Genomic DNA, 24,200 nt, shown 5'->3' on the forward strand with positions numbered 1-24,200 from the left:
GCCCTGCCGGCGTCGTCACGGAGAGCTGAGCGTGGTCCAGTCGATCGCGGATGTGCGGGAGGCGATCTTCGGCTTCATCGCGGCCCGCAATCCGGGCCTGCCCCCCGGCGCGGTGGACGGGCAGACCTCGCTCGTCACCAGCGACGCCCTCGATTCCATCGGCATCCTCGACCTGATGATGCATCTCGGCGAGCATTATGGCTTCGAGATCGACGAGGATGCCTTCGACCTCGCGAATTTCGAGAGCATCGACACCCTGGCCCGCTTCGTCGACGACCGGCGCTCGGGGTCCTAACTCACCCTCCATGTCACCGACCCTGCTGCATCATCTCCTCGACAGCGAGGCCTGCGTGCCCGGCCGCGTGGCGATCGTCGACGGCGAGCACGAGCTCACCTACGGCGCATTGCGCGAGCGCGTCGCGGCGCTCGCCGCCCGCATCGCGGCGCTCGGGGTCGAGGCGGGAGACCGGGTCGCGATCCTGCTGCCGAAATCGATCGCCGAATGCGTCGCGATCTTCGCTGCGAGCGCGGCCGGCGCGGTCTTCGTGCCGATCCACCCCTCGCTGCGCCCTCGCCAGATCCGCCACATCGTCGAGGACTGCGGCGCCCGGCTCATCGTCACCGATGCCGCCCACCATGCGGCGCTCGACGGCGCCCTCGACGACTTGCCCGGATTGAGCCTGCTCAAGGGCGAGGACGGGATCGCAGCCTCGTCCGAGACCGGCCGGCAGCCGGCCCCGGCGGGCCTGGCCGCCATCCTCTACACCTCCGGCTCCACCGGCCTGCCCAAGGGCGTGATGCTGAGCCACGACAATCTCATCGCCGGCACCCGCATCGTCAGGACCTATCTCGGCATCACGGGCGACGAGCGCATCCTCTCGGTGCTGCCCTTCTCCTTCGATTACGGCCTGAACCAGCTGCTCACGAGCGTGGAGCAGGGCGCGCGGATCGTGCTCCTCACGTTCCGCCTCGGCGACGACGTGGTGCGGGCAATCGAGCGGCACCGCATCACCGGGCTCGCCGGCGTGCCGACCCTGTGGACGCTGCTGACCCGCGCCAGCCCGCGCTTCGCCAAGGCCGATCTCTCCAGCCTGCGCTACCTGACGAATTCCGGCGGCAGCCTCGCCCTCGGCACGATCCGGCGCCTGCGCGAGCGCCTGCCCGAGACCAGCCTGTTCCTGATGTACGGGCTGACCGAGGCCTTCCGCTCGACCTACCTGCCGCCGCAGGAGGTCGACCGTCACCCGGACTCGATCGGCCACGCCATCCCCGAGACCGAGATCTTCCTAGTCACCGCCGACGGCCGTCCCGCGCGACCGGGCGAGCCCGGCATCCTGCACCATCGCGGTCCGACGGTTTCCCTCGGCTACTGGAACCGGCCGGAAGATACGGCGCGCGTGCTGGTGCCCGATCCGTTTCCCGCCGGGGAGCGGCCCGGCATCGTCTGCCGCTCCGGCGATATCGCGGTGGCGGACGAGCACGGCTTCCTGCGCTTCCTCGGCCGCGAGGACGCGATGATCAAGACGCAGGGCTTCCGGGTCAGCCCGACCGAGGTCGAGGCCGCCCTGATGGAGACGGGCGCCTTCCGCGCCGTCGCCGTGATCGGCCTGCCGGACCGCGGCGTCGGCCAGCGCATCCACGCCGTCGCGGTGCCGTCCGGAACCGGCACGGGGATGGCCGAGGTCATGGCCCATCTGCGCCGCTCGCTGGCATCGCATCTGGTGCCGCGCGCCATCGAGCCGGTCGCGAGCCTGCCGACGACGCCGAACGGCAAGGTGGATTACAAGCGGCTGGTGGCCGAACGGGTCTCGGCCGAGGTCCAGGCCGAGCCGGAACTGGTGGAGGCCTGATCGGGCTTCAGTGCCCGTGCATCTGTGCGCTGGCCTTGGCAACCATGCGGGCGAAGGCGGTGGCGGCAGCCAAGGCCTGGACCTGGCTCGGATAGCCGACGGGCGAACGGGCGATGGTCTCGCCGCGGATGCCGCGCAGGGTCCAGGACCACTGGCCAGGTCGCTCCTCGCTCACCTCGAACTGCATGACTCGCTCACGGGCGCCTCTCTTATGTCTGGAAGCATACCGTGCCGAAAGCGAAGCCGGGTTAAAGGCTTAGGATCGATCAAGCCTTAGCCGGCGATCGAAGCCACCTCTCCCCGATATCCTCGCTGTTCACAGTGGGCGGCGTGGGAAGTGAGTCAGTTTGAAATTTAGGCGATATTGGTTGCCGCTGTCCCGAAACTGCATGGGCCGCAACCTTTAGCCCTCCCGCTTGTTTAATATATACGACAAAGTAAAAATGACGTACTGACGTCCTTGTCCATCATTTCAGCGCAAACAAATCCTCATATGTGAGTGTTGCGCATCAGGCAATAATGGGAGAGCTTTTATGCCTATCTCTTTGCGATTTGGACGTAAGTTGCCGTTGCCGCCGATCTCCGTCATCAAGCATCAACTTCGAATGATGGTTGCGGCTGACTCGTTATCTGAAACTTTACGCCAGAAAAATGGAAGCCCCATAGAGCTGGCTGCCATTATCAGAGAGCTTGCCGATAAATATAATTTGTCGTCTGATCGGGCTTATATGCTGATGGATAGACTTGGGATTGATCGATCTCTCCTTAGGCTTGCTTGATAGACTTGTGCTTATACGGCCCGCGTCTCCCTGGCCTGGTGTCGTACAGCTCCACAATTCGCACGATGTGATCGACCGTCCAGAGCGTATCAGTGACGCCAGCGGCCATGGCGGGCGTCATCCGCAAGCCCCGCTGCTCCTTGACGAAGTTGTAGTACATCGCGTGGAGCGCGACGGCACGGAAGTGGTTCTCGATCTTTTATGAGAAGCCGTTCGTCAGTCGCGTGAACCGACGCATGTACATCCGCATCGTGAGGTTCTGTCGCTCCACGAACGACGTGGAGATGTGTTCTCGATCAGGATTGGGCAGTGGGTCAGTTTGAACCTGCAGATCAGGTAATGCCTGATCGCGGCTCTTGCGGCGACCTAAGCCGGTAAGTGTTCGGGATCGCATGACTGCGTGATCCTGTAGACAGTTCTGGGGCGAGCGCGGCGGGCCCGGAAGTGAGAGCGCAGGCGCTCCCGCCGAGAACGCGGGGCGGACGGCAGGATCAATGATCCTGCAGTCGTCCATCGGGGCAGAGGCTCGCGCCGATCGCGTTGAAGACCGGCTTGTATCGCTTCAGGTGCTTTCCATCCTGATTGACGTTGGCCAATCCATATCCGGTATCGCCCTCGCGCAGGGAGGCGAACGGATCGATGAAGCGACACCCCAGCCTTTCACAAGCGGCCTGGATGCGCTTCGAGTAGTCGCCGACGGCGAGCGGGTCGATCGACCGTTCGGTGTTGTGGTCGACGGGTGGAACGGCGGTGACGAGGACGGTCTCGGTGATCGACCGCATCCGGACGAGCAGGGCGTCGAGCGCCGTCTCGAAAGCGGCGCCGGATCTCGCGCCTCTCGGGTCTTTCTTCCGGTTGAGGTCGTTCGTCCCGATCGTCAGCACCGCCGCCCGCGGCCTGACGGGAAAGCTCAGCTTTTCGAAGAAGTCGGCGTAGGATTGCGTCGTCGCGCCGCTCGTCGCGACATTGGCGACGGTGCGTCCGCACATCGATCCGGACGTGCTGTGCAGCTCAGCGTTCGAATCCCCGGCAAACAGGATGAAGCCGGGATCGGCCTCATCGAGATACTGCTGGACGATGCTGAATCGCACGTCCCTGTAAATGGCAATATGATCTTGTGACTTCGGAATCAGCCTGCCGATCAGCACGCCGACAGCAAACACACAGATGAGGACGACCAGACCGACACTTCTTTTTCTGTCGTTCAACACTGAGATGGCGTCCAATCTGAATGTCGGCGCTGCATAGGATCTTATGCGTTCCAGGGTCGATGCCGGATTTGCAACACCACGGGCACAGGCTGCGATCGGCCTTCGCTCGTCCGTCCCCGCTCGCGGCTCGAGAGACGGGCTCTCGCCCGGCTTGTGATCGAGAGCGAGACCCCACGCGATCCCTTCGCCACACCCTTCCGCACCGGCCGCCGCCGGGTTAGGCGTGCGCGGCGGGGCAGGGCGGATCGGCCGGAGACAGCGACACCGTGATCAAAGCCATGGGCATCGTTGGAGCGCTGATGTTCCTTGCCGGCTCGATCCTGCTGGCACGGCTGCGCGAGGCCCGGATGCCGTACCGGGCGCTGTTCCTCCTGGCGCTCGGCATCCTCTGCATGACCGTGTCGACGATCTGGTGGTCCGAAGCGTCCCGGGTCGACCTTCGCTAGCCGGAGGCTCGGCGCACCGAGCGCGCGGCTGCGATGCCGCATCCCTGGAACGAACCCCGACCGGCGCGAGTCTCCCGGCATGATACCGCCAGGAGGAGAGCGCCGTGGACGATGATCGGGTTTGGTCTTTCGAGAAGAGCCTCTGGACCGGGGATGCGGATCACTACCGCGAGCTGGTCGACGACGCGTGCCTGATGGTGCTGCCCCATCCGCCCTTCGTCATGAGCGGCGCCCAAGCGATCGAGGCTGTCGCGAACACCCCGCGCTGGACCGAGGCCGAGTTGTCGAAGGGGCAGATCACCCGGCCGCAGGAAGGCCTGATCGTCATCGCCTACCATGCGCGCGCCGCGCGCGAGGGCGAGACCTACGAGGCCTACTGCACCTCGACCTACCGGCGGCTCTCGCACGAGGAATGGCGCGTGGTGCAGCACCAGCAGACATTGCCCCTGGCGCTTCCCGGAACCGTCGAGGAGGGCTGATCGGGCCCTTACTCCTCGTCCTCCTCCGATTGCGGCTGAAGCACCCGCTGCACGGTCTCCAGCACCGTCCCGGCCAGGGCGGCGTCGGGATCGTCGCGGGTAAGGGTGTCGCGCAGCATGGCGAGGTAGCCGCCGAGGCGCTCGTCGTAATGGTCCGAGTCGATAGAGCGCAGGATGTTGGCCAGGAAGCCGATCGCCATCTGATGGGCGACCTGGCGCGCGCTCATCTCGGCGAGCCCCTCGGAGAGCGTGGCAAGTCCCTCTTCGTGGCGGCTACTGACGGCGGCCAAAGCGGCCACTTGCTTGTCGAGATCCATGAGAAGCCTTTCGGAAAAAGCAGCGGTCGCCGCGCCCTCAGGCGTCTGAGTGGCCGTCGGCGAAGCGGCGGAAGGCGTCGAGCGTCTCGGCGCTGACATGGTGCTCGATACCCTCGGCGTCACGCCGCGCCGTCTCGGGGCTCACACCGACGGCACAGAGGAAGCGCTCGACGATGCGGTGGCGCTCGCGCGACTGCGCGGCCAGGGCCTCGCCGGCCGCCGTGAGGAAGACGCCGCGATAGGGCCGCTGCTGCACGAGGCCGTCCTCGGCCAGCCGCTTCAGCATCTTGGCAACCGTGGGCTGGGCCACGCCGAGGCGCGCGGCGATGTCGACCTGCCGGGCCTCGCCGCCATCACCGATCAGGTCGGCGATTAGCTCGACATAGTCCTCGACGAGTTCGAGCCGGCGCGCCTCGCGGGCCTGCCGGAAACTCTCGACATGGACTTCCGGATCGATCAGCGACCCCTCGGGAGCGGAGGAGGGCGGTTCCCGCATGCTGAGGCTTCTCGTCCTTCTCGTTTCCGGGCGTCGTCGGTGGTGTTCTAGACGAAGCGGAGACGAAGCGTGAATCCCGCCGCCGGGTTTTCTCCCGCAGATTGCCAAGATGACGGCGCGGCACCAGATCACTGTTGCAGAGCTTCGGCGCATAAGTATAGCTATTGCTATAACTGCGCCGAGCATCCCATGGACGCCGTCTTGACCCCCACCGAGTCGACCCGAGCCTGGCGCTTCAGCTGCGCGACGCAGGAGCAGCCGAGCCTCGGCACCCTCAACGGCAGCGTGCCGGTGCGGGCGGGCGGCCACTGGCTGCGCCGGCTCTTCGCTTTCGTCGGCCCCGGCTACATGGTCTCGGTCGGCTACATGGACCCGGGCAACTGGGCGACCGACATCGCGGGCGGCGCGCAGTTCGGCTACACGCTGCTCGCCGTCATCCTGCTCTCGAACATCACGGCGATCGTGTTGCAGGCGCTCGCGGCCCGGCTCGGCATCGCCACGGGCCGCGACCTCGCTCAGGCCTGCCGCGACCACTACCCGCGCCCCGTCGGCCTCGCCCTCTGGCTCGCCTGCGAGATCGCGATCATCGCCTGCGACCTCGCTGAGGTGATCGGCACCGCGATCGCGCTGAAGCTTCTGTTCGGCATCCCGCTCGTGATGGGCGCGGTCATCACGGCGCTCGACGTGCTGCTCGTGCTGCTGCTGATGCGCCGAGGCTTCCGCGCCCTCGAAGCCTTCGTCATGGCGCTGCTCGCGGTGATCTTCGTCTGCTTCGGCGTGCAGATCGCGCTGGCCGCGCCTCCGGTCCAGGCGGTGCTCGGGGGCTTCATCCCGTCGTCCGAGATCGTCACGAACCCGGCCGCCCTCTACATCGCCATCGGCATCATCGGCGCTACCGTGATGCCGCACAATCTCTACCTGCACTCCTCCATCGTGCAGACGCGGGCCTATCCGCGGACCGTCCAAGGGCGCCGCGAGGCCGTGCGCTTCGCGGTGACGGATTCCACCCTGGCGCTGATGCTGGCGCTCTTCGTCAATGCCTCGATCCTGATCCTGGCGGCGGCCGTCTTCCACGCTAGCGGCCGTACCGAGGTGCAGGAGATCGAACAGGCCTTCGAGCTGCTCTCACCGCTGCTCGGCGTCGGCATCGCCTCGACCCTGTTCGCGGTGGCGCTGCTCGCCTCAGGCCTCAACTCGACGGTGACGGCGACGCTCGCCGGCCAGATCGTGATGGAGGGCTTCCTGCACCTTCGCATCCCGGATTGGGCGCGCCGCCTGATCACCCGCGCCATCGCCATCGTGCCGGTCGTGATCGTCACCGGGCTCTACGGCGACGACGGCACGGCGCGTCTGCTGGTGCTGAGCCAGGTCGTGCTCTCGATGCAGCTGCCCTTCGCAGTGATCCCGCTGGTGCAGTTCGTGTCGGACCGCGAGAAGATGGGCGCGCTCGTGGTGCCAGGCTGGCTGAAATGGCTGTCCTGGACGATCGCCGCGGTGATCGTTGTGCTCAACGTGAAGCTCCTGACCGACACGGTGCTCGGCTGAACACAGGCCCGGCGCGCTGCCAGGCACGCACCACGTTCGTCATCCTGAGGCGCTGGCGCAGCGGGTCTCAGCATGAGGAGCGGGGAGGGTACCAAAGCATCCGGTGCTCAACCCGCCGCCTCGCCCCGCAGATGCGCGACGAATTCCTGGGCGAACGGCGCCAGCGCGTCGAGGTCTCGCACGCAGAGGGTCAGGTCGCGCGCCGCCCAGGCATCCTCTAGCGGCAGGATGGCGAAGTCCATGCCGCGCTTGGCGCGACGAGCGGTGGTCTCCGGCACGATGCCGAGGCCGACGCCGCATTCGACGAGACGGCAGATCGCGTCGAAGCTCCTGAGTTGCACCCTGAGCCGCATCACCCGGCCGATCCGGGAGGCCTTCGCGGAGAGGAAGCGCGTCAGCGCGCTTGGCCGGTCGAGCCCGACGAGGTCGTGCTCGAGCACCTCGGCGAACCCGATGCTGTTGCGCCCGCTCAGGGCGTGGTTCGCCGCGACCACGACCACGAAGCGGTCGTGGCGGAACGGAAACGTCTGCAGGCCGCCGGTATCGACCGTGCCGGCAACGATGCCGAGATCGGCGGCACCCTCGGCGACAAGTCCGACGATCTCGTCAGAGGTGCGCTCCTCCATGTCGACGCTCACGCCGGGATGCAGCGCGAGATAGGCCGAGAGCGCCTCGGGCAGGAATTCGGTCAGCGCATTGGTGTTCGACATCAGGCGAATCTGGCCGACGGCCCCGCCTGCGAAGACCGACAGGTCGCTCTGCAGGCGATCGATATCCGTGAGCAGGCCTCGCGCATGTGTGAGCAGCGCCTGTCCTGCCGGCGTCGGCACGACGCCCTGCCGTCCACGCACCAACAGCGCTGCGCCGAGCGACACCTCCATCGCCTTGATCCGCGCCGAGGCCGCCGCCAGCGCCAGATGTGCCCGCTCGGCTCCGTGCGTGATCGAGCCTGCCTCCACCACGTGACGGAACAGGCTGAGATCGACGAGGTCGAAACGCATCATCGTCAGCGCACCCTCATTGGACTGACCCCTCGCGCCACGCGCCTCACTTCGCTGATAACGAAACCGTGAGTCGGCCAGTGCGGTGCATCGTATACCAAGAGCAGGAGATGTCCTTCGTCATTTACGAAGGCAGGCGTCAAAATTCCCGAATTGCGAACCGTTCCAGATTGCGGTCCTAAGCGACGCAATGGGTGCTTTGGCAGCAGGCGCAGCGGCTTCGCAGGTCACGGTCGGACTGACCGCTGGCCTCCTGGTGCTGTGCATGGGGCTTTGGGCGACGGGGCTGATCGCCGAGGTTGTCACGGCGCTGCTGTTTTTCGCCTTGGCGATGCTGATGAAGCTTGCGCCGTCACCGACCATCTTCTCAGGATTCGCCTCGCAGGCCTTCTGGCTGGTGACGAGCGGCATGGTTGTCGGGCTCGCCATCAACCGCACCGGGCTCGGCCAAAGGTTGGCCCGCATCCTCGCGGACCGGCTGCCGAACTCCTATCCGGGCTTCGTCGCGGGCCTGATCGCCTTCTCCTTCCTGCTCGCCTTCGTCATGCCGTCGAATCTCGGGCGGATCGCCCTGATGGTGCCGGTGCTGCTCTCCATCTGCGACGCCTACGGCCTCACACCCGGGCGGCCGGGCCGCACCGGAGCGATCCTCGCCTTCGGCATCGCCACGCCGATCCTGTCGGCAGCGCTTCTGCCAGCCAATGTGCCGAACCTTGTCATGGCCGGCACCGCCGAGACGCTCTACAGCCTGCACCTGACCTATCTGCCCTATCTGGGGCTTCACGCACCGGTGCTCGCCGGCGTGAAGGGCGCAATCCTCACCGTCTGCACGGTGCTGCTGTTCCGCGACCGGATCGACAGCGAACGGCCTCCCATGGACCCGCTGCCGCCGATCTCGGCCGCCGAGCGCCGGCTCGCCGTGACCCTCGCGCTGATGCTGGGCCTTTGGATGACTGACGGCATCCACCACATCCCGCCGGCCTGGGTCGGCCTCGCGGCAGCCGTGATCGTAATGCTGCCGAAGGTCGGCGTGCTGTCGGGCGATGCCTTCAGCCAGATCCAGCTCAAGACCTGCTTCTACATTGCCGCGATCTTCGGGCTGACCGCCATCGTCAACGAGAGCGGCCTCGGTCGAGAGATCGGCCAGGCCCTGCTCGCGGTGGCGCCCTTCGAGGCGGGCGCCTCTGCCAAAAACTTCGCGACGCTCGTCTCGATCTCGATCGGCTTCCTGTTCGCGACGACCACCAACGGCGCACCGGCGCTCTACACGGCTCTGGCCCAGGATTTCTCGCAGGCGACCGGTCTCGACCTGTTGAGCATCGTGATGATCCAGGTCGTTGGCTACTCCAACGTCTTCCTGCCCTACCAGGCGCCGCCGATCGTCATGACGATGGATCTGGGCCGGATCAGCCTCGCCGATACCACCAGGCTCACAGCGATGTTCGGGATTGCATCGCTGCTGGTCGCGGTGCCGGTGGCCTTCCTGTGGTGGCGCCTCGTCGGAGGCCTGCCGTGATTGGCCAAAGGTACAGGTTCGGCGGGTCCGGCGGCGCATTGCCGCTTGCCGCAGCGGACACTACGCCCTCTCTTTAGACAGACTCCAGATCCCGGCATCTCGAGGACCCCGCATGGCGCCCATAGCCCGCCCAAACGTCGCTCAGCCGCTCTCGCCCCATCTCCAGATCTACCGCTGGACCTGGACCATGGCGATGTCGGTGTTTCACCGCATCACCGGCACTGCGCTCTATGGCGGGACGGCCCTGGTCGCCATCTGGCTGGTTGCCCTCGCCTCGGGCCCGCGGGCCTACGGCGCGGTGGCCTGGTTCTTCGGCTCCTGGATCGGGCTTCTGATTCTGTTCGCCTACACCTGGGTGCTCCTGCACCACATGCTCGGCGGCCTGCGCCACTTCGTCTGGGACACGGGCTATGGCTACGACAAGCCCAAGCGCCTCGGGCTCGCCCGGGCCACACTGATTGGCTCGGTCACGCTCACGCTCGTGATCTGGCTGCTCGCTGTCGTCTTGCGCTGAGGTGATCCCATGTCGAAAGTCGATCCTCGCCAGGACGCCCGTCTCTCGATCCGCACGCCCCGCTCCCGCGTGAAGGGGCTCGGCGCCTCCGGACATGGCGCCGACCATTTCTGGATGCAGCGCCTCACCGGCGCCTCCAACGCGCTCTTGATGATCGCCTTCGTGGTCATCGTCGCGAAGATGTGGGGCCGCCCCTATCCGGAGGCCGTCGCCCTCGTCGCCCAGCCGATCGTGGCGATCCTGCTGGTGCTCGCCGTGGTCTCGGTGACGATCCACATGCGACTCGGCATGCAGGTGGTGATCGAGGACTACGTCCACGACACCGGGCTGAAATTCGCGGCGCTCACCGCCAACACCTTCTACGCCGTCGTCGTCGCTGCCGCCTGCCTCTACGCGATCGTCCGCGTGGGGCTGGGCGGCCTGGTCTGACGCGCGAGACACCCGAGGAACAGACATGGCCTCCAACGGAACGAACGGCAGCGGCGCGCCCGCCTACCCCATCATCGACCACACCTTCGATGTCGTGATCGTCGGCGCCGGCGGCGCGGGGCTTCGCGCCACGGTCGGCTGCAGCCAAGCGGGGCTGCGCACCGCCTGCATCACCAAGGTGTTTCCGACGCGTTCGCACACGGTGGCAGCACAGGGCGGCATCTCGGCGTCCCTCGGCAATATGGGTCCGGACGACTGGCGCTGGCACATGTACGACACCGTGAAGGGGTCGGACTGGCTCGGCGACCAGGACGCCATCGAGTACCTCGTCCGCAACGCACCGGCCGCGGTCTACGAGTTGGAGCACTGGGGCGTCCCGTTCTCCAGGACCGAGGAAGGAAAAATCTACCAGCGGCCCTTCGGCGGCATGACCACCGATTACGGCAAGGGCACCGCCCAGCGCACCTGCGCTGCGGCCGACCGCACCGGTCACGCCATGCTGCACACCCTCTACGGGCAAGCCGTGAAGAACTCGACGGAGTTCTTCATCGAGTACTTCGCCCTGGACCTGATCATGGATGATGACGGCCGCTGCCGCGGCGTCATCGCGCTGGACCAGGCCACAGGCGAGATCCATCGCTTCCGCGCCCAGACCACGGTGCTCGCCACCGGCGGCTACGGCCGCGCCTATTTCTCCGCCACCTCGGCCCATACCTGCACCGGCGACGGCAACGCCATGGTGCTGCGCGCCGGCCTGCCGCTGCAGGACATGGAGTTCGTGCAGTTCCACCCAACCGGCATCTACGGCGCCGGCTGCCTCATCACCGAGGGCTCACGCGGCGAAGGCGGCTACCTCACCAATTCCGAGGGCGAGCGCTTCATGGAGCGTTACGCGCCGTCAGCGAAAGACCTCGCCTCGCGCGATGTGGTCTCGCGCTCCATGACCATGGAGATTCGCGAGGGCCGTGGCGTCGGCAAGAACAAAGACCACATCTACCTGCACCTCGACCACCTCGACCCGAAAATCCTGCACGAGCGCCTGCCCGGTATCTCGGAGAGCGCGCGGATCTTCGCGGGCGTCGACGTCACCCGGGAGCCGATCCCGGTGATCCCGACGGTGCACTACAACATGGGCGGCATCCCCACGAACTATCACGGCGAGGTGCTCACCCTGAAGAACGGCGATCCGGATACCATCGTCCCCGGCCTGATGGCGCTCGGCGAGGCAGCCTGCGTCTCGGTGCACGGTGCCAACCGTCTCGGCTCCAACTCGTTGATCGACCTCGTGGTGTTCGGCCGCGCCGCCGGCCTGCGCTGCGCCGAGATCGTCGAGAAGGGTGCCCGGCAGCCGGAGCTGCCGAAGGATTCCGCCGACAAGGCGCTGTCCCGCCTCGACCATTTCCGCAACGCCAGTGGGGGCACGCCGACGGCCAGACTGCGGGATGAGATGCAGCGCACGATGCAGAACAACTGTGCCGTCTTCCGCACCGGCGAGGTGCTGGAGGAGGGCAGGGGCCTGATCGGCAAGGTGTTCCAGGGAGCGGCCGACATCGCCGTGCAGGATCGCTCACTGGTCTGGAACACCGACCTGCTCGAGACGCTCGAATTCGACAATCTGATCGGCCAGGCCGTGGTCACCATGGAATCGGCGGCCAACCGCACCGAGTCCCGCGGGGCGCATGCCCGCGAGGACTTCGCCGACCGCAACGACAAGGACTGGATGAAGCACACCCTCGCCTGGCTCGACGGCGGTTCCGGCAAGGTCTCGATCGATTACCGACCGGTGCACACCTACACGATGTCGAACGAGATCCAGTACATCGAGCCGAAGGCGCGCGTTTACTGAGGGCTCGTGCCCTCAACAACGCATCACGACTTCGACCATAGCCATTCCATGGAAGCCAACTGACCAATGGCCCAGTTCACGCTCCCCAAGAACTCGCAGATTCGCGAAGGCAGGACCTGGGCGGCGCCCGCGGGCGCCAAGAACCTCCAGGTCTTCCGGATCTACCGCTGGAACCCGGATGACGGGCAGAACCCGCGCATCGATACCTATCATGTCGACCGCGACGATTGCGGCCCGATGGTCCTCGACGCCCTGCTCTGGATCAAGAACAAGGTCGACCCGACACTGGTCTTCCGCCGCTCCTGCCGCGAGGGCATCTGCGGCTCCTGCGCCATGAACATCGAGGGCCAGAACGCGCTCGCCTGCACCATCGGCATCGACGAGTGCAAGAGCCCCGACAACGCCCTGCCGTTGCTGACCCGCAGGGACAAGGACGGCGCGGTGCGGATCTACCCGCTGCCGCACATGCCGGTGATCAAGGACCTCGTGCCCGACCTCACCAACTTCTACGCCCAGCACGCCGCCATCGAGCCCTGGCTCCAGACCGAGACACCCGCGCCCGAGAAGGAGTGGCGCCAGACGCCTGAGGACCGGACCAAGCTCGACGGCCTCTACGAGTGCATTCTGTGCGCCTGCTGCACCACCTCCTGCCCGAGCTACTGGTGGAACGGTGACAAGTTCCTCGGGCCAGCAGCGCTACTCCAGGCCTATCGCTGGCTGATCGACAGCCGCGACGAGAACACCGGCGAGCGCCTCGACGGGCTGCACGACCCGTTCCGGCTCTATCGCTGCCACACGATCATGAACTGCGCCAATACCTGCCCGAAGAACCTGAACCCGGCCAAGGCGATCGCCGAGATCAAGAAGATGATGGTTGAGCGGGCCGTCTGATCGAGATCGGCCTTCGATGGCATGCATCGGGGGCCGCCCCCCCCGCGCAAGCGGTGATGCGCGTTCGCGCCTGCTAGCGGTCGGGCCGACCAGCAGCGACCGCACTGCGGCTGACCGGCCACACCGGATCGAAAACACGGCAGTTCCCGGCTTTTCACAGGAGGGGTCCGGCCAGTTGCCTTGCGGCAATCGCAATTGACGGCGACGCAACGGTCCAATCTCGGCCGTAATGGGGATCGTGTAACGATGCCGCGTCAGCTCCTGTCGACTGTCGCTCTCCTCGCACTCGCCTGGGGGCTCGGCGCCTGCGGCACGAGCCGCTTCGATGGCCCGTCCCGCCAGGCGCCGCGCGCGCAGCTTCCACCCGAACCCTACGCCGCCGCGCCCTCGGGCGCAGTCACGAGCGCCCCCCTTGCGCCGCCGCCCGGCGCCACCGCCGAAGCGCCTCCCCTGGGAAGCGGCATCGTGGCCTCGGCAGCGCCACCGGTGGTCGCCGAGCCCGTCACCCCGCCGGCACCGCCGCCGGTCGTCGCCACCGGCCGCTCCTCGGTCGTCGGCGGCTGGACCGCCACCGACGCCAGCGGCACCTGCCGCGTCTCGCTGACGAGTTCCCCGACGCTCGACCTCTACCGGGCGACCACCTCGGGCTGCGCCAATAAGGATCTCGCCAAGGTCTCCGCCTGGGACTTTCGCGACGGGGAGGTCTACCTCTACCAGTCCGGCGGCACCGTCGCCGCCCGCCTGAAACAGGCCGGCGGCACGCTGGACGGTGCCCTCTCGAAGTCCGGCGCACCGCTCTCGCTGGCGCGCTGATGTCCTCCGCTTGCCATTCCGGGACCGCGCTGCAGGGCCCGGAATGACCGGTGAGGGTGCATGCAGCGCCACGCGCCGGGTCCGCCGCCGATAGGCGACGCCCTCACGGGTTGATGCGCATGCCGAGCAGGAAGATGTTGTCGCTGAAGCTCGACGTCGGGTCGGTGCTGGTGATCTGCTGGTAGACGTAGCTGCCGCGCAGGGTCAGCCAGCGGTTGAAGCGGTAGTCGACCCTCGCCAATGCCGAGAAGCCACGCTCCTTGATCTGCACGCCCTGGTAGTCGCTGCTGAGATAACCGCCGCCCACCGTGATCGAGAGATTGCGCAGAAGGTCGTGCTGCACTTCGAGGGTTGCGGCATCGGTGAACACACCGCTGGAGCCCGCGACCGAGGTCTCGATCACGCCGGTCTGCTGACTTATGCGCACGGTCGTGAGCGGACTCGCCTGCCAGATCAGGGCGGCGTTGAGGATCGGGGCCGTGATCGCGCGCAGCTTCGGGTCGACGTAGTCGCGGCGCTGCAGGCCTGCCGAGACCTCCGCCGAGACGAAGCGCGTCAGATTGACCGTGGCGCCGGCGGTGAAGCCGATGCCGTCCGAATCCCGGCGGAAACCCTGCTGGTCCACGGGCGTATCGTAGATGCGGGTATCGAGCAGCGTCTCGACGAAGGGCGTGATCACCGGCGAGATCTCATAGCCCGCGCGTAGGCGCACGCTGTACTGGTTGGCGTTGCGGTCGCTCTGAATCAGCGGGGTACCGTCGGCGAGCCGCGCGTCGTCGAAGACCTGGCGGTCGATCGCGCCGCGCAAGGTCACCTGGATGCGGTTGAAGTTCTCGGTGACGCCGGCCGAGGCGCCGTAGGTCGCGAAGATCGGGCGGCTGGTTGCCGCTGCGCCGAGATCCGGGCTGCCGGTGCGCTGCGTGTCGAGCAGGAAGCGGGTCTCGAGGTCGACGCGGGTATCGCGATTCACGTCGATGCGCATGCGCGTGACGCCTGAGGCGTTCGGCCGGTTCGCCATCTGGTTGTCGGGATAGTCGCTGTAGCCGCCGCGCAGCTCGCCCGAGAGTTCGCTCGACGACCAGTCGCTGCGAAATAGGAGCTCGGCGTCGCTGCGCAGGGCCACCGATCCCTTGGCCGCGCGCGTGGTGGTCTGGTCGGGATTGGTGTCGTATCCGACGCTCTGTGTGAAGGCCGGCAGGAAGGTCATGGTGCCGAGCTTGATCCCGAGCGGCGCATAGGCTGGATCGGCCTCGCCCGGCTGACGCAGGCCGGGTGCAGCGAGCAGCAACCGACCGGGATTGCTCAGGCCAAGCAGGGGAATCGCGGTCGGCAGCGGCACGGCGGCCGGCAGAGGCAGGCCGGAAACTGGCGTCTGGATCACCGGAGTTAGGCGCAGGTCGGTGACGAAGTCCTGGGTGCGCGCGCGGGTCAGGACGCGCGTCGGAACGCCGAAGCGGCGCGGCGGCGCAGCCCGCTGGCGCAGCAGGCTGGCGGGTGCGGCGGCACCCCGCGCTCCCGTGATGCCCGAGACTGGTGGAGCGGCGGAGCGGAAGCGCGGCAGCCGCGCGACGCTGTCGCTGGCATCACCCGCATCGCCCGAGGTCGGATTGCCTGCGAGGGCATTGCCGCTGCCGGCAACACCGCGCAGAGTTGGCAGGCCGGTCTGTCCGGTATCGAGGCCGAAACGGTCGGAGGGACGCATTCTGGCGAGCGGGTTGCCCGCCTCGAAGGCCGGCGGCGTCGCGTCCTGGTCGGCGGACTGCGCCCGTGCGGCACCGCCGAGGGCACCGCTCAAGGCGGTCGCGCCGAGAAGCAGGCTGCACAGCCGCACGAATGCGCGCCGTCTCCCCGCTCCTGCGATGGGCCGCTCGCCTGTCACGGGTGGACGTCGCTCCATCGTCCTCGAAAGGGCAGGGCAGCATGCGCCGTTGGGTCGAGCCCCCGGCGCATGCCGCGGCCCGCCCCGGGCGAGCCGTGGTTAACGGAGCTAAACCGAACGTGGTTAATGGGGGGTCAACACCGTGGCGGGGGCAGGCCTTGCGTTCATCACCCGCTCATAATGTTAGGCGCATTCACTTTTGGGAATGGCATGAAAGCAAGGGCCTTTTCCGATCGTGACAGCACCGCTTGACATCGTCGAAACAGCCCCGCCCGAGGCGGCAACCCCGGCCTCGATCCGCGACCATCTCAGAATGCCGCTGCGCGACTATTTCGAGCTGCCCGGGGACCGGATGCCCGGCCGGCTGTCGCGCCTGCTCACGGCCTTCGAGAGTGCACTCAACGCACGCGGCGAGTCGGTCACGGCCGAGTTCCGCGACGGACTGATGCAGGCCCTGCCGGCGCTACGCACCTTCGCCCTGTCGCTGACGGGTGACGCGACCCGAGCCGACGACCTTGTCCAGGAGACGATGCTGCGCGCCTGGACCAACCACCACCGCTTCGAGCCGGGCACTCGGCTGATCGCTTGGCTGTTCACCATCCAGCGCAACCTGTTCTACTCCGAGATCCGCAAGCGCAAGCGCGAGGTCGAGGATGCCGACGGCGTCCACGCAGCTGGACTGACCGCGCTTGCTGGCCAGGACGATGCCGTCGCCCTGCGGAGCCTCTACGAGACGCTGGAGCACTTGCCGGCGACGCAGCGCGACGCCCTGCTCCTCGTTGGCGCCGAGGGCTTCACCTACGAGGAGGCGGCCGAGATCCTCGCCTGCCGGGTCGGCACGGTGAAGAGCCGGGTCAGCCGGGCCCGCACGCAGCTCGCCGCTCTGCTCGGCGAGCGCCGCGACGCCTTGGATGACGCAGCTGCCTGACCTGCGCCACCATTGAGCCGGTTCTGCATCGCGGTTAGCGTCCCCGCATGTCCGCCCCCGTCGACCTGTTGCCTCCGCGCGCCTCGGTGCGCCGCCTCGACTCGATCCTCGTCGACCGCATCGCGGCGGGCGAGGTGGTCGAGCGGCCGGCCTCCGTGGTCAAGGAACTCGTCGAGAACGCCATCGATGCCGGCGCGACGAGCATCGAGGTGGCCATCCAGGCCGGCGGCCGCCGCCTGATCCGGGTGATCGACGACGGCCACGGCATGGGGCCGGAGGATCTGGAACTCGCGGTGGAGCGCCACGCCACCTCGAAGCTGCCCGACGGCGATCTCGGCCGCATCGTCTCCCTCGGCTTTCGCGGCGAGGCCCTGCCCTCGATCGGCGCGGTAGCCCGGCTCGCCATCACCTCGCGCCGGGCAGGTGACGGCGAGGGCACCAGCCTTGTGGTCGAGGCCGGGATCAAGGGACGTTTACGCCCCGCGCCCGGCCCGCGCGGCACTCGGATCGAGGTCACCGACCTGTTCGCCGCCACGCCCGCCCGGCTCAAATTCCTGAAATCTGACCGGGCCGAGACCGCGGCGATCTCCGAGATCCTGCGCCGCCTCGCGGTGGCGCAGCCCTCTATCCGCTTCACGCTGCGCACCGAGAGCGGCAGCCCCACGGTGTTCCCCGCCGAGAGCGAGCCGGGACCGGCCGCACATCTGCGCCGGCTCGGCGCTGTGCTGGGGCCGGACTTTCCGCCCAACGCCGTGCCGCTGTCGCTGGCCCGCGAGGGATTTGCGCTCGAAGGCCATATCGGCCTGCCGACCTTCCACCGCGGCGCGGCGAGCCACGTGCATTTCTCCGTCAACGGACGCCCGGTGCGCGACCGGCTCCTGCTCGGCGCGGTGCGTGGGGCCTATGCGGACACGATGAGCGCCGACCGCCACCCGGTGCTGGCCCTGGCCCTGACCTGCGCGCCCGACCTCGTCGACGTCAATGTGCACCCCGCCAAGACCGAGGTGCGCTTCCGCGAGCCAGGGCTGGTACGCGCCCTCGTCGTCAGTGCGATCCACGGGAGTCTGCGCCGGGCCGGCGCACGCTCGGCCACTACCGGTGCGGCCCAGGCGCTCAATGCCCTGCGGCCAGGCGGGGGAGGGCCGTTCACGCTGCATTCGGGCGACTCGGCCTTCGCGCGGCCGATCGGGACGGGCGACCGCCCGGCTTCGACACCCTCCTTCGCCGCGCCACCGGGCTTCCGAACGCCGGAACGGTCCGGCTTCGGCGAGGCGCCGCAGGCGCTGTTCGCACCCGACCTCGCGCCGCCCGGTGCCGACCTGCGAGAGCAGGCCGCCGAGCCCGTCTCCGGCCATCCGCTCGGCGCTGCCCGCGCCCAGCTCCACGAGACCTACATCGTCGCTCAGACCGAGGACGGCATCGTCATCGTCGACCAGCACGCGGCGCACGAGCGCCTGGTCTACGAGCGGCTGAAGCGCGAGCGCGCGGAGGGCGGCATCGCGCGCCAGGGCCTGCTGATTCCGGACGTCGTCGAGATGGCTCCGGCCGAGGCCGACCGGCTGATCGCGGCAGCCGACGATCTCGACAGGCTCGGCCTCTCGCTCGAGGCCTTCGGACCGGGCGCCGTCCTGGTGCGGGCGATCCCGTCCGCGCTCAGCGGCGGCTCGGTGCGGAACCTCGTTCTGGACGTGCTCGACGCGCTTGAGGCGAGCGGCGTGGAGGAGGGCGCCCCGGGCGGGTCCGGCGATCCTCTCTCACGCCGCCTCGACGCCATTCTCTCGCGCATGAGTTGCCACGGCTCGATCCGCGCCGGGCGCCGGCTGCGGCCCGAGGAAATGAACGCGCTGCTCCGCGAGATGGAGAACACGGAGAATTCCGGCCAGTGCAACCACGGCCGCCCGACCTTCGTGACGCTGAAGCTCTCCGACATAGAGCGCTTGTTCGGCCGCCGGTGACCGTCGGTTCGGCCACGGCCCCGCGGCCCGGTCTCGTTTCGCCCAGTCCGCGCCGCACCGACGGCTATTGCGCAACGCTCGCAACGGCTTCCGCTGTGTGAATGAACCCTAATCGGGTGACGCGGAGCAATTGATGAAATGAATACAACGCCGGAGACTTGAAAATATTTCGTCCAATCCGAACTCAGTCGGCGACAGCGCGATCGGGATATACGCTGTCTAAGTTCGTATTCGGCAACTTATCCAGGATGATATTCTTCCAGATGAGCCTCGCATCGTTGGGAACTCATTCTGAATTTAGGAAGGACGATCATGATGGCTGCCACCCAGACAGAAGTACGGCTCAAGAACACTGCCGGCAGCGCCGCGGCTGAGAGTCAGGACGTCCTGCGCATGGCACAGGACAATGTCCAGAACGTCTCCCGCCAGGTGCTCGACGCGACGGAGCGCTTCACCCGCAGCTTCAATCTGTCGAAGGAGGATGCCGAGCGCTTCGCCGAGCAGTCGCGACGCAATCTCGACGCCGTCACCCGCTGCGGCACAGTTCTGGGGCAGGGCTTCCAGGACGCATCGCGCCACTGGTTCGAACTCGGGCAGCGGCAGTTTCAGCGCAATCTGATCGCCTTCAATCGGCTCGCCCAGGCCAGGACGCTGCAGGAATTTGCTGCGATCCAGAGCGAGGTGGTGCGTGAGGGCCTCGAAGACCTCGTCAAGGACGGCAAAGGCATCGCCGAGACCTCGCTGAAGCACGCGGAAGAGGCCGGCCAAATCTTCTCCAGCGAGAACAAGCCGGTTGCTCAGGCCGGCACGCGCCCGAACTGAGGCGGACGCGGCGCCGGCAATGCGAAGGGGATGGTCGGGGAGGCCGCCCTTTCGGTGCAGCGTCCCGTTGCGGCTCACCGGGTCCTGATATCGAGCCCAGCAGGATGGACCTGCTCGGTGGCATCCTGCTCCTCCAGGCCTCGGCCGACAAAACGCGCCCACAGCACCGCCGCTGCTCCAGTGGCGAGCGTGGTCGCGACGGTGAGGGAGAGGAATCCGAGAACCAGGTTCAAGGCTGCGTTCCATCGACGCTGGTGGATCGAGGCGACAGGCTGGCTGGGAAGCCTTAGCAGGAGCTTACCGAGCGGCCGGAATGCAGCGGCATGGGGACAAGCGGGACGAGACGGCGATGGCCATGAAGACGACGTTCCTGGTTCAGACCTTCGTGCTGAAGCGCAAGCGGCTGCAGCCGGGCGACCGTGAGGTGACTCCGACCGAAAGCGGGGCCCTGAAGAAGGCCGAGGCCATGGCCGCGCGCCTGCCCGGCACCGCAGCCCTCAAGGTGGTCGCCGACGACGAGACCGGCGAACTTGAGAGTGCAACCATCCTGGCGCAGTTCGGGGAGATCCCGGACGACTTCGCGGAGAGCCTCAGTGGCGGTTGAGGCGCCCGGAACGCAGCGTGAACGAAGGGCTTGACCTGCCAAGTCATCCGATAGAATGTTCCTTCTATGTTCCGCAGGCGCCGATTTGCAGGGCGCCATCAGGAGGGCCGCCGGATGACCGACCTCTGCATGGACGCCCATGGCGGCGTCCTGTTCGCGAACGACGATTGGCAGTTGCTGCCCGAGGGGCTTGAGCACCGCGCCACCGGCTATTTCATCGAGCGCGAAGCGTTGGCCGCCCGGCGCAGCGACGGACTCTGGGCTTGGCCGCTGCAGCTCGCCGAGAAGAGCTGGTGCACGCCGCACCTCTTTCGTGAGGTCTTCCTCGCCGCGCTCGACCGGTTCGGCCTCGCGGCCGACGAGGCCTTGTCGCGCTCCTTCGCGGTCGGCTTCGGGCTGAGGCCCGCGCTCGGCGGCCGCGACGGCTTCGTGGCTCTGGGCGAAGTGCTGCGACCGAAATCCGCGGCGCGCAAGCGCCCGGCCGAGGCCAAGCCTGCACCGCGTCAGCCCGTCCGCGACCGCGCTGGCGAGCGCGTGCCGGTCGGGGCGAGCGCCTAACGGGCTCGCTGGAAGGAAACGCCGCCCGAGTCCTACTTCCCCTTGGCCTGAGGCCAGAGGGTGGGGCAAGCGGCGCGGTGCCGGTTTCGTGACGCCGCATCGGCTTGACCTGCGCCCCCGCCACCGTGTTGGCCTGTCCAGGCAGATACGGAGGCACCATGAGCATCCCGGACGACGCGCGCGGCACCACTCTCGGTGGACCTGAAGGGCTCGATCCCAGGCCGCTCTCGCGGCGGGGTTTCGTGATGACGAGCCTGATCACCGGCCTGACTCTGGCGACGGCGCGGGTCGAGGCGCAGGCAATCACCACTGATGCCGAGGGCATCGAGGCCGGCGAGGTCAAGATCCCGGCGGCCGACGGCCCGATGCCGGGCTATCGCGCCGTGCCGCGAGGCGAGGGGCCGTTCCCGATCGTGCTGGTGATCGAGGAGATCTTCGGCGTCCACGACTACATCAAGGACATCTGCCGGCGGCTCGCCAAGGCCGGCTACTGCGCGGTGGCGCCCGAGCTCTACGCCCGGCAGGGCGACCTTTCGACCATGACCGACGTGAAGACGATCATCAGCGAGGTGATCTCGAAGACGCCGGACGGGGAGTGGATCGCCGATCTCGATGCCGCCGCGGCCTGGGCGGCCTCGGCCGCGAAAGGCGACCTCGCGCGCCTCGGCGTGATGGGCTGGTGCCGGGGCGGCCGCGCCGTCTGGCTCTACGATGCCCACCGCACCGACCTGAAGGCAGCCATCGCCTGGTACGGCCCGCTCGGCGGCGAGCGCAGCGCGATCCAGCCCCGAACCGCCGGGGATATGGCGGGGGAGATCCACGCGCCGCTGCTGGCACTCTATGGCGGCGCCGATTCCAGCATCCCCATCGCGAGCGTGGAGGAAGCCCGGGACAAGGCGCGGGCCGCCGGCAAAAGTGTCGAGCTCATCGTCTATCCGGAGGCGCCGCACGGTTTCCACGCGGATTACCGGCCGAGCTACCGCAAGGACGCGGCTGAAGACGGATGGCGGCGCGCGCTGGCGTTTCTCAAACAGCACGGAGTTGCCTGAAGGCGCGACATCTCAGTCATTTGCTGGCGACCATCTGAATAATTCCAGCGTTGTTGCCCGCGCGGTACAGACGTGAGGCAGCAGGCAACTATCGTTGCAGCGCGTCGAATGTCATCGCGATGCGGCGATTGACTGTGTACTCGGCGCGAGTGGGTGATTACGGCCGTGAGTCAGGTGATGAGTGACGTGCGACCGGCGGGCAAGAAGCCCGTCATCCTCGTCGTTGAGGACGAGCCCGACGAACGCTTCCTCGCATCCGAGATGCTCGAGGAGACCGGTTTCGAGGTGATCGAGGCCGAGACCGCCGAACGCGCGCTCGCGATCCTCAACGATCGCGGCGAGGACGTTGCCGTGGTGTTCTCCGACGTCCGTACCCCGGGCACGATCGGCGGATTCGAGCTGGCCCGTATCATCGGCGTGACTTGGCCGCGCATCCGCATCCTGCTGACCTCGGGCGATGCCAGCGATCAGCCGAGCGACCTGCGCATCTCGGCAACCTTCATTCCCAAGCCATGGCGAGCCCCCGAGATCCTGGAATGGCTCGAGGAGGCCGCGCGGCATCACGGCGGCGCTGCCGAGGAGTAGGAGCCCCGCGCCCGTCCTCGGTGCAACCGGGCTGCGAGGCGTGACCGGGTCGGCTGCCCGTGCATGAGGCGGACCTTCGATCCCGCGAAGGACCGCAATCATTATGAAATTCAGAAAAAAACTTGGGCCCGCTCCGGGAAACATCCAGCAATAGAGCCGTTGGACTGCTTGCACATTCTCGCCTTTCCCCAGGAGATCGAGCAGCCGGTGCCCAATGAAATCAGCCTCGGACAACTATGCAGCACAATTCTCAGTCGATCCTGGCTCGTTAACCGAGCCGTCAGATGGATCTCTACTGGGCAGGATCGGAGATGACCTTCGCTGTTTCTACGATGACGTACTCGACTCCGACATGCCGCGCCACCTCTCCGATCTCGCGGCGATGATCGATGCGAACCAGCTGGACGGAGGCAGGTGCGACTAGCGGAAGTTGCGTAGAATCCCGGCGATCGGGCGTCGCCTGAAGGCCCAAATCTGATATGCAGGGCGCGCCGAACTTGGCCGAGACCTGCAAACACCGATTCCTGATGCGACCGACCTTCCGCCTCCGCCCCGCAGCCGCGAGCCTTCTCGTCGCTCTCGGCCTGTGCGCACCCGTCCTGGCCGCGGCGCCCCCGACGCAGCCGCAAGACGGCCCCGGCGGGATCGGCGACCGGGCCGCGACGATCGTCAAGCGCGGCATCGGTACGGCGAATGCCTCGACCTATGCCTTCTACAAATCCGGCGCGGCTCCCGCTGACGGCCGTCCCGTAGCTGTGCTGCTCCACGCCTGGGGCGCCACCAACCCGCGTGCCTATGGCGGTTGGATCGACCACCTCGCCCGCAATGGCTGGCTGGTGCTGTATCCCCGGTTCCAGGAACTCAACAAAAGCCGGCCGGCCGACGCCACCGAGAAGGCCGGCAGCTTGTTGAAGGCAGCCCTCGACGCGCTCGCCGCCGACCCGGATGCCCGGCCCGATACCAAGCGTCTGGCGCTGATCGGTCACCTCGCCGGGGCGCCGCTCGCGGCCAACGTCGCGGCGGGTGCGCAGGCACGGGGCCTGCCAGCGGCGCGGCTCATCTACTTCATCATGCCCGGCGGCATCGCACGCGACGCCAAGTCCCGGGGCATCCCGCTCGCCGATCTCGAGGGCATTGCCGGCGACACGTTGCTTGTGGCGGTCACCGGCGACAAGGACGCCCGTGCTGCCGATCTGGCCGCGAAGCGCATCCTGCGCGAGGCCACCGCCGTGGCGCCCGACCGCAAGCTCCTGGTGCGCGCCCTCTCGGACGATCACGGCTTCCCGGCCATGACCGCGACCCTGTCCTCACCTGCAGGGATCGACGCCGCCTATGACGGCACCGCGATCACCGTCGCGCCCGAGCCGAAGGATGCCAAGCCCGCACCGTTCAAGTGGACGCCGGACGTGACGCTGACCGGCGAGCAGTCGACGCTGGTCCAGCAGATCAACAATGCCCGCGCCGATGCGCTGGACTACCTCGCCTATTGGCGCACCTTCGACATGGCCGCCGCTGCCGCCTTTGCCGGCAAGGATGCCGCCAAGCTCAAGGCCGATCCGAGCTTCAGCGACATGGGGCGCTGGGCCGATGGCTGGCCGGTGAAGCGACTCGGCGTCGATGTGCCCAAGCTGGCCCCGCCGGCGCCCGTCGCCGCACCCGCGGCAGAGCCGCCCGCCGCTGCGGCGGG

General features: G+C 67.5%; 27 protein-coding genes and 1 pseudogene. 20 read left to right on the top strand and 8 right to left on the bottom strand.

Annotated features, from left to right (window positions below):
• Positions 1–31: 31 nt before the first annotated feature.
• Positions 32–295: an acyl carrier protein gene (locus tag MGN01_RS10535; RefSeq protein WP_238257849.1), complete on the top strand. Its 264-nt coding sequence runs from the start codon at positions 32–34 to the stop codon at positions 293–295.
• A gap of 10 nt (positions 296–305) precedes the next feature.
• Positions 306–1,850: an AMP-binding protein gene (locus MGN01_RS10540; RefSeq protein ID WP_147046562.1), complete on the top strand. Its 1,545-nt coding sequence runs from the start codon at positions 306–308 to the stop codon at positions 1,848–1,850.
• A gap of 7 nt (positions 1,851–1,857) precedes the next feature.
• Here MGN01_RS10540 and MGN01_RS10545 read toward each other — a convergent pair whose 3' ends face one another.
• Positions 1,858–2,037: a YegP family protein gene (locus tag MGN01_RS10545; protein WP_147046563.1), complete on the bottom strand. Its 180-nt coding sequence runs from the start codon at positions 2,035–2,037 to the stop codon at positions 1,858–1,860.
• A gap of 346 nt (positions 2,038–2,383) precedes the next feature.
• Here MGN01_RS10545 and MGN01_RS10550 point away from each other — a divergent pair, with 346 nt between their 5' ends.
• Positions 2,384–2,629, top strand: coding sequence for a hypothetical protein (locus MGN01_RS10550; RefSeq protein WP_147046564.1), 246 nt, complete (start codon positions 2,384–2,386; stop codon positions 2,627–2,629).
• On the opposite strand, the pseudogene MGN01_RS24130 reads toward MGN01_RS10550, so the two are convergent.
• Together MGN01_RS24130 and MGN01_RS10555 are read right to left on the bottom strand one after the other, a co-directional pair.
• Positions 2,616–2,933, bottom strand: a pseudogene (locus MGN01_RS24130) (IS1 family transposase); the annotation flags it as partial. The gene MGN01_RS10550 and the pseudogene MGN01_RS24130 overlap by 14 nt on opposite strands.
• Before the next feature lie 187 nt (positions 2,934–3,120).
• A complete protein-coding gene (locus MGN01_RS10555) occupies positions 3,121–3,720 on the bottom strand; it encodes an SGNH/GDSL hydrolase family protein (RefSeq protein ID WP_147046565.1) in 600 nt (199 codons plus the stop codon).
• 386 nt (positions 3,721–4,106) lie between these two features.
• Here MGN01_RS10555 and MGN01_RS10560 point away from each other — a divergent pair, with 386 nt between their 5' ends.
• Both MGN01_RS10560 and MGN01_RS10565 read left to right on the top strand, forming a co-directional pair.
• Positions 4,107–4,286 (top strand): hypothetical protein, encoded by a 180-nt coding sequence (locus MGN01_RS10560; RefSeq protein WP_147046566.1) that lies wholly within the window; start codon positions 4,107–4,109, stop codon positions 4,284–4,286.
• A gap of 104 nt (positions 4,287–4,390) precedes the next feature.
• On the top strand, positions 4,391–4,765 hold the full coding sequence (locus MGN01_RS10565) for a DUF4440 domain-containing protein (RefSeq protein ID WP_147046567.1): 375 nt from the start codon (positions 4,391–4,393) through the stop codon (positions 4,763–4,765).
• Positions 4,766–4,773: 8 nt separating this feature from the next.
• Here MGN01_RS10565 and MGN01_RS10570 read toward each other — a convergent pair whose 3' ends face one another.
• Both MGN01_RS10570 and mntR read right to left on the bottom strand, forming a co-directional pair.
• Complete coding sequence (locus tag MGN01_RS10570; protein ID WP_147046568.1) at positions 4,774–5,082, bottom strand: hypothetical protein; 309 nt, start codon at positions 5,080–5,082, stop codon at positions 4,774–4,776.
• 37 nt (positions 5,083–5,119) lie between these two features.
• Positions 5,120–5,578 carry a manganese-binding transcriptional regulator MntR gene (gene mntR, locus MGN01_RS10575; protein ID WP_147046569.1) on the bottom strand — a complete coding sequence of 153 codons (459 nt, stop codon included), beginning with the start codon at positions 5,576–5,578 and terminating at the stop codon, positions 5,120–5,122.
• A gap of 189 nt (positions 5,579–5,767) precedes the next feature.
• On the opposite strand from mntR, the gene MGN01_RS10580 reads away from it, so the two are divergent.
• Positions 5,768–7,123, top strand: coding sequence for an Nramp family divalent metal transporter (locus MGN01_RS10580; protein WP_147046570.1), 1,356 nt, complete (start codon positions 5,768–5,770; stop codon positions 7,121–7,123).
• 107 nt (positions 7,124–7,230) lie between these two features.
• Here MGN01_RS10580 and MGN01_RS10585 read toward each other — a convergent pair whose 3' ends face one another.
• Positions 7,231–8,124 (bottom strand): LysR family transcriptional regulator, encoded by an 894-nt coding sequence (locus MGN01_RS10585; RefSeq protein ID WP_147046596.1) that lies wholly within the window; start codon positions 8,122–8,124, stop codon positions 7,231–7,233.
• Between the two features lie 190 nt (positions 8,125–8,314).
• Between MGN01_RS10585 and MGN01_RS10590 the strand changes: the two genes are divergently transcribed.
• From MGN01_RS10590 to MGN01_RS10615, 6 genes are all read left to right on the top strand, one after another.
• Complete coding sequence (locus MGN01_RS10590) at positions 8,315–9,640, top strand: SLC13 family permease (RefSeq protein ID WP_147046571.1); 1,326 nt, start codon at positions 8,315–8,317, stop codon at positions 9,638–9,640.
• 112 nt (positions 9,641–9,752) lie between these two features.
• Positions 9,753–10,154, top strand: a complete 402-nt coding sequence (gene sdhC, locus MGN01_RS10595; RefSeq protein ID WP_147046572.1) for a succinate dehydrogenase, cytochrome b556 subunit — start codon at positions 9,753–9,755, stop codon at positions 10,152–10,154.
• Between the two features lie 9 nt (positions 10,155–10,163).
• Positions 10,164–10,583, top strand: coding sequence for a succinate dehydrogenase, hydrophobic membrane anchor protein (gene sdhD / locus MGN01_RS10600; RefSeq protein WP_147046573.1), 420 nt, complete (start codon positions 10,164–10,166; stop codon positions 10,581–10,583).
• Between the two features lie 25 nt (positions 10,584–10,608).
• Positions 10,609–12,429 (top strand): succinate dehydrogenase flavoprotein subunit, encoded by a 1,821-nt coding sequence (sdhA, locus tag MGN01_RS10605; protein ID WP_147046574.1) that lies wholly within the window; start codon positions 10,609–10,611, stop codon positions 12,427–12,429.
• A gap of 66 nt (positions 12,430–12,495) precedes the next feature.
• Positions 12,496–13,320, top strand: coding sequence for a succinate dehydrogenase iron-sulfur subunit (locus tag MGN01_RS10610; RefSeq protein WP_147046575.1), 825 nt, complete (start codon positions 12,496–12,498; stop codon positions 13,318–13,320).
• 246 nt (positions 13,321–13,566) lie between these two features.
• Positions 13,567–14,133, top strand: coding sequence for an AprI/Inh family metalloprotease inhibitor (locus MGN01_RS10615; RefSeq protein ID WP_147046576.1), 567 nt, complete (start codon positions 13,567–13,569; stop codon positions 14,131–14,133).
• 103 nt (positions 14,134–14,236) lie between these two features.
• Here MGN01_RS10615 and MGN01_RS10620 read toward each other — a convergent pair whose 3' ends face one another.
• Positions 14,237–15,964: an outer membrane beta-barrel protein gene (locus MGN01_RS10620; RefSeq protein ID WP_306437189.1), complete on the bottom strand. Its 1,728-nt coding sequence runs from the start codon at positions 15,962–15,964 to the stop codon at positions 14,237–14,239.
• A 361-nt stretch (positions 15,965–16,325) separates the two neighbouring features.
• On the opposite strand from MGN01_RS10620, the gene MGN01_RS10625 reads away from it, so the two are divergent.
• The 3 genes from MGN01_RS10625 (at position 16,326) to MGN01_RS10635 (ending at position 19,717) form a co-directional block, all read left to right on the top strand.
• On the top strand, positions 16,326–16,940 hold the full coding sequence (locus MGN01_RS10625) for a sigma-70 family RNA polymerase sigma factor (RefSeq protein WP_147046597.1): 615 nt from the start codon (positions 16,326–16,328) through the stop codon (positions 16,938–16,940).
• Positions 16,941–16,987: 47 nt separating this feature from the next.
• A complete protein-coding gene (gene mutL / locus MGN01_RS10630) occupies positions 16,988–18,895 on the top strand; it encodes a DNA mismatch repair endonuclease MutL (protein WP_147046578.1) in 1,908 nt (635 codons plus the stop codon).
• 312 nt (positions 18,896–19,207) lie between these two features.
• A complete protein-coding gene (locus MGN01_RS10635; protein ID WP_238258470.1) occupies positions 19,208–19,717 on the top strand; it encodes a phasin family protein in 510 nt (169 codons plus the stop codon).
• 74 nt (positions 19,718–19,791) lie between these two features.
• Here the strand turns inward: MGN01_RS10635 and MGN01_RS23530 are convergent, their stop codons facing one another.
• Positions 19,792–19,950: a hypothetical protein gene (locus MGN01_RS23530; RefSeq protein WP_170245928.1), complete on the bottom strand. Its 159-nt coding sequence runs from the start codon at positions 19,948–19,950 to the stop codon at positions 19,792–19,794.
• Positions 19,951–20,066: 116 nt separating this feature from the next.
• Here MGN01_RS23530 and MGN01_RS10640 point away from each other — a divergent pair, with 116 nt between their 5' ends.
• The 5 genes from MGN01_RS10640 to MGN01_RS10660 form a co-directional block, all read left to right on the top strand.
• On the top strand, positions 20,067–20,321 hold the full coding sequence (locus MGN01_RS10640) for a hypothetical protein (RefSeq protein ID WP_147046599.1): 255 nt from the start codon (positions 20,067–20,069) through the stop codon (positions 20,319–20,321).
• 114 nt (positions 20,322–20,435) lie between these two features.
• A complete protein-coding gene (locus MGN01_RS10645) occupies positions 20,436–20,879 on the top strand; it encodes a hypothetical protein (protein WP_238258468.1) in 444 nt (147 codons plus the stop codon).
• Between the two features lie 158 nt (positions 20,880–21,037).
• Entirely contained in the window at positions 21,038–21,928 is an 891-nt protein-coding gene (locus tag MGN01_RS10650) for a dienelactone hydrolase family protein (protein ID WP_147046579.1), read from the top strand.
• Positions 21,929–22,105: 177 nt separating this feature from the next.
• Positions 22,106–22,513: a response regulator gene (locus MGN01_RS10655; RefSeq protein WP_147046580.1), complete on the top strand. Its 408-nt coding sequence runs from the start codon at positions 22,106–22,108 to the stop codon at positions 22,511–22,513.
• A gap of 527 nt (positions 22,514–23,040) precedes the next feature.
• On the top strand, positions 23,041–24,200 hold a 1,160-nt coding region (locus tag MGN01_RS10660), incomplete at its 3' end, for an alpha/beta hydrolase (RefSeq protein ID WP_147046581.1).

Source organism: Methylobacterium gnaphalii (genome assembly GCF_007992215.1).
GTDB lineage: Bacteria > Pseudomonadota > Alphaproteobacteria > Rhizobiales > Beijerinckiaceae > Methylobacterium > Methylobacterium gnaphalii.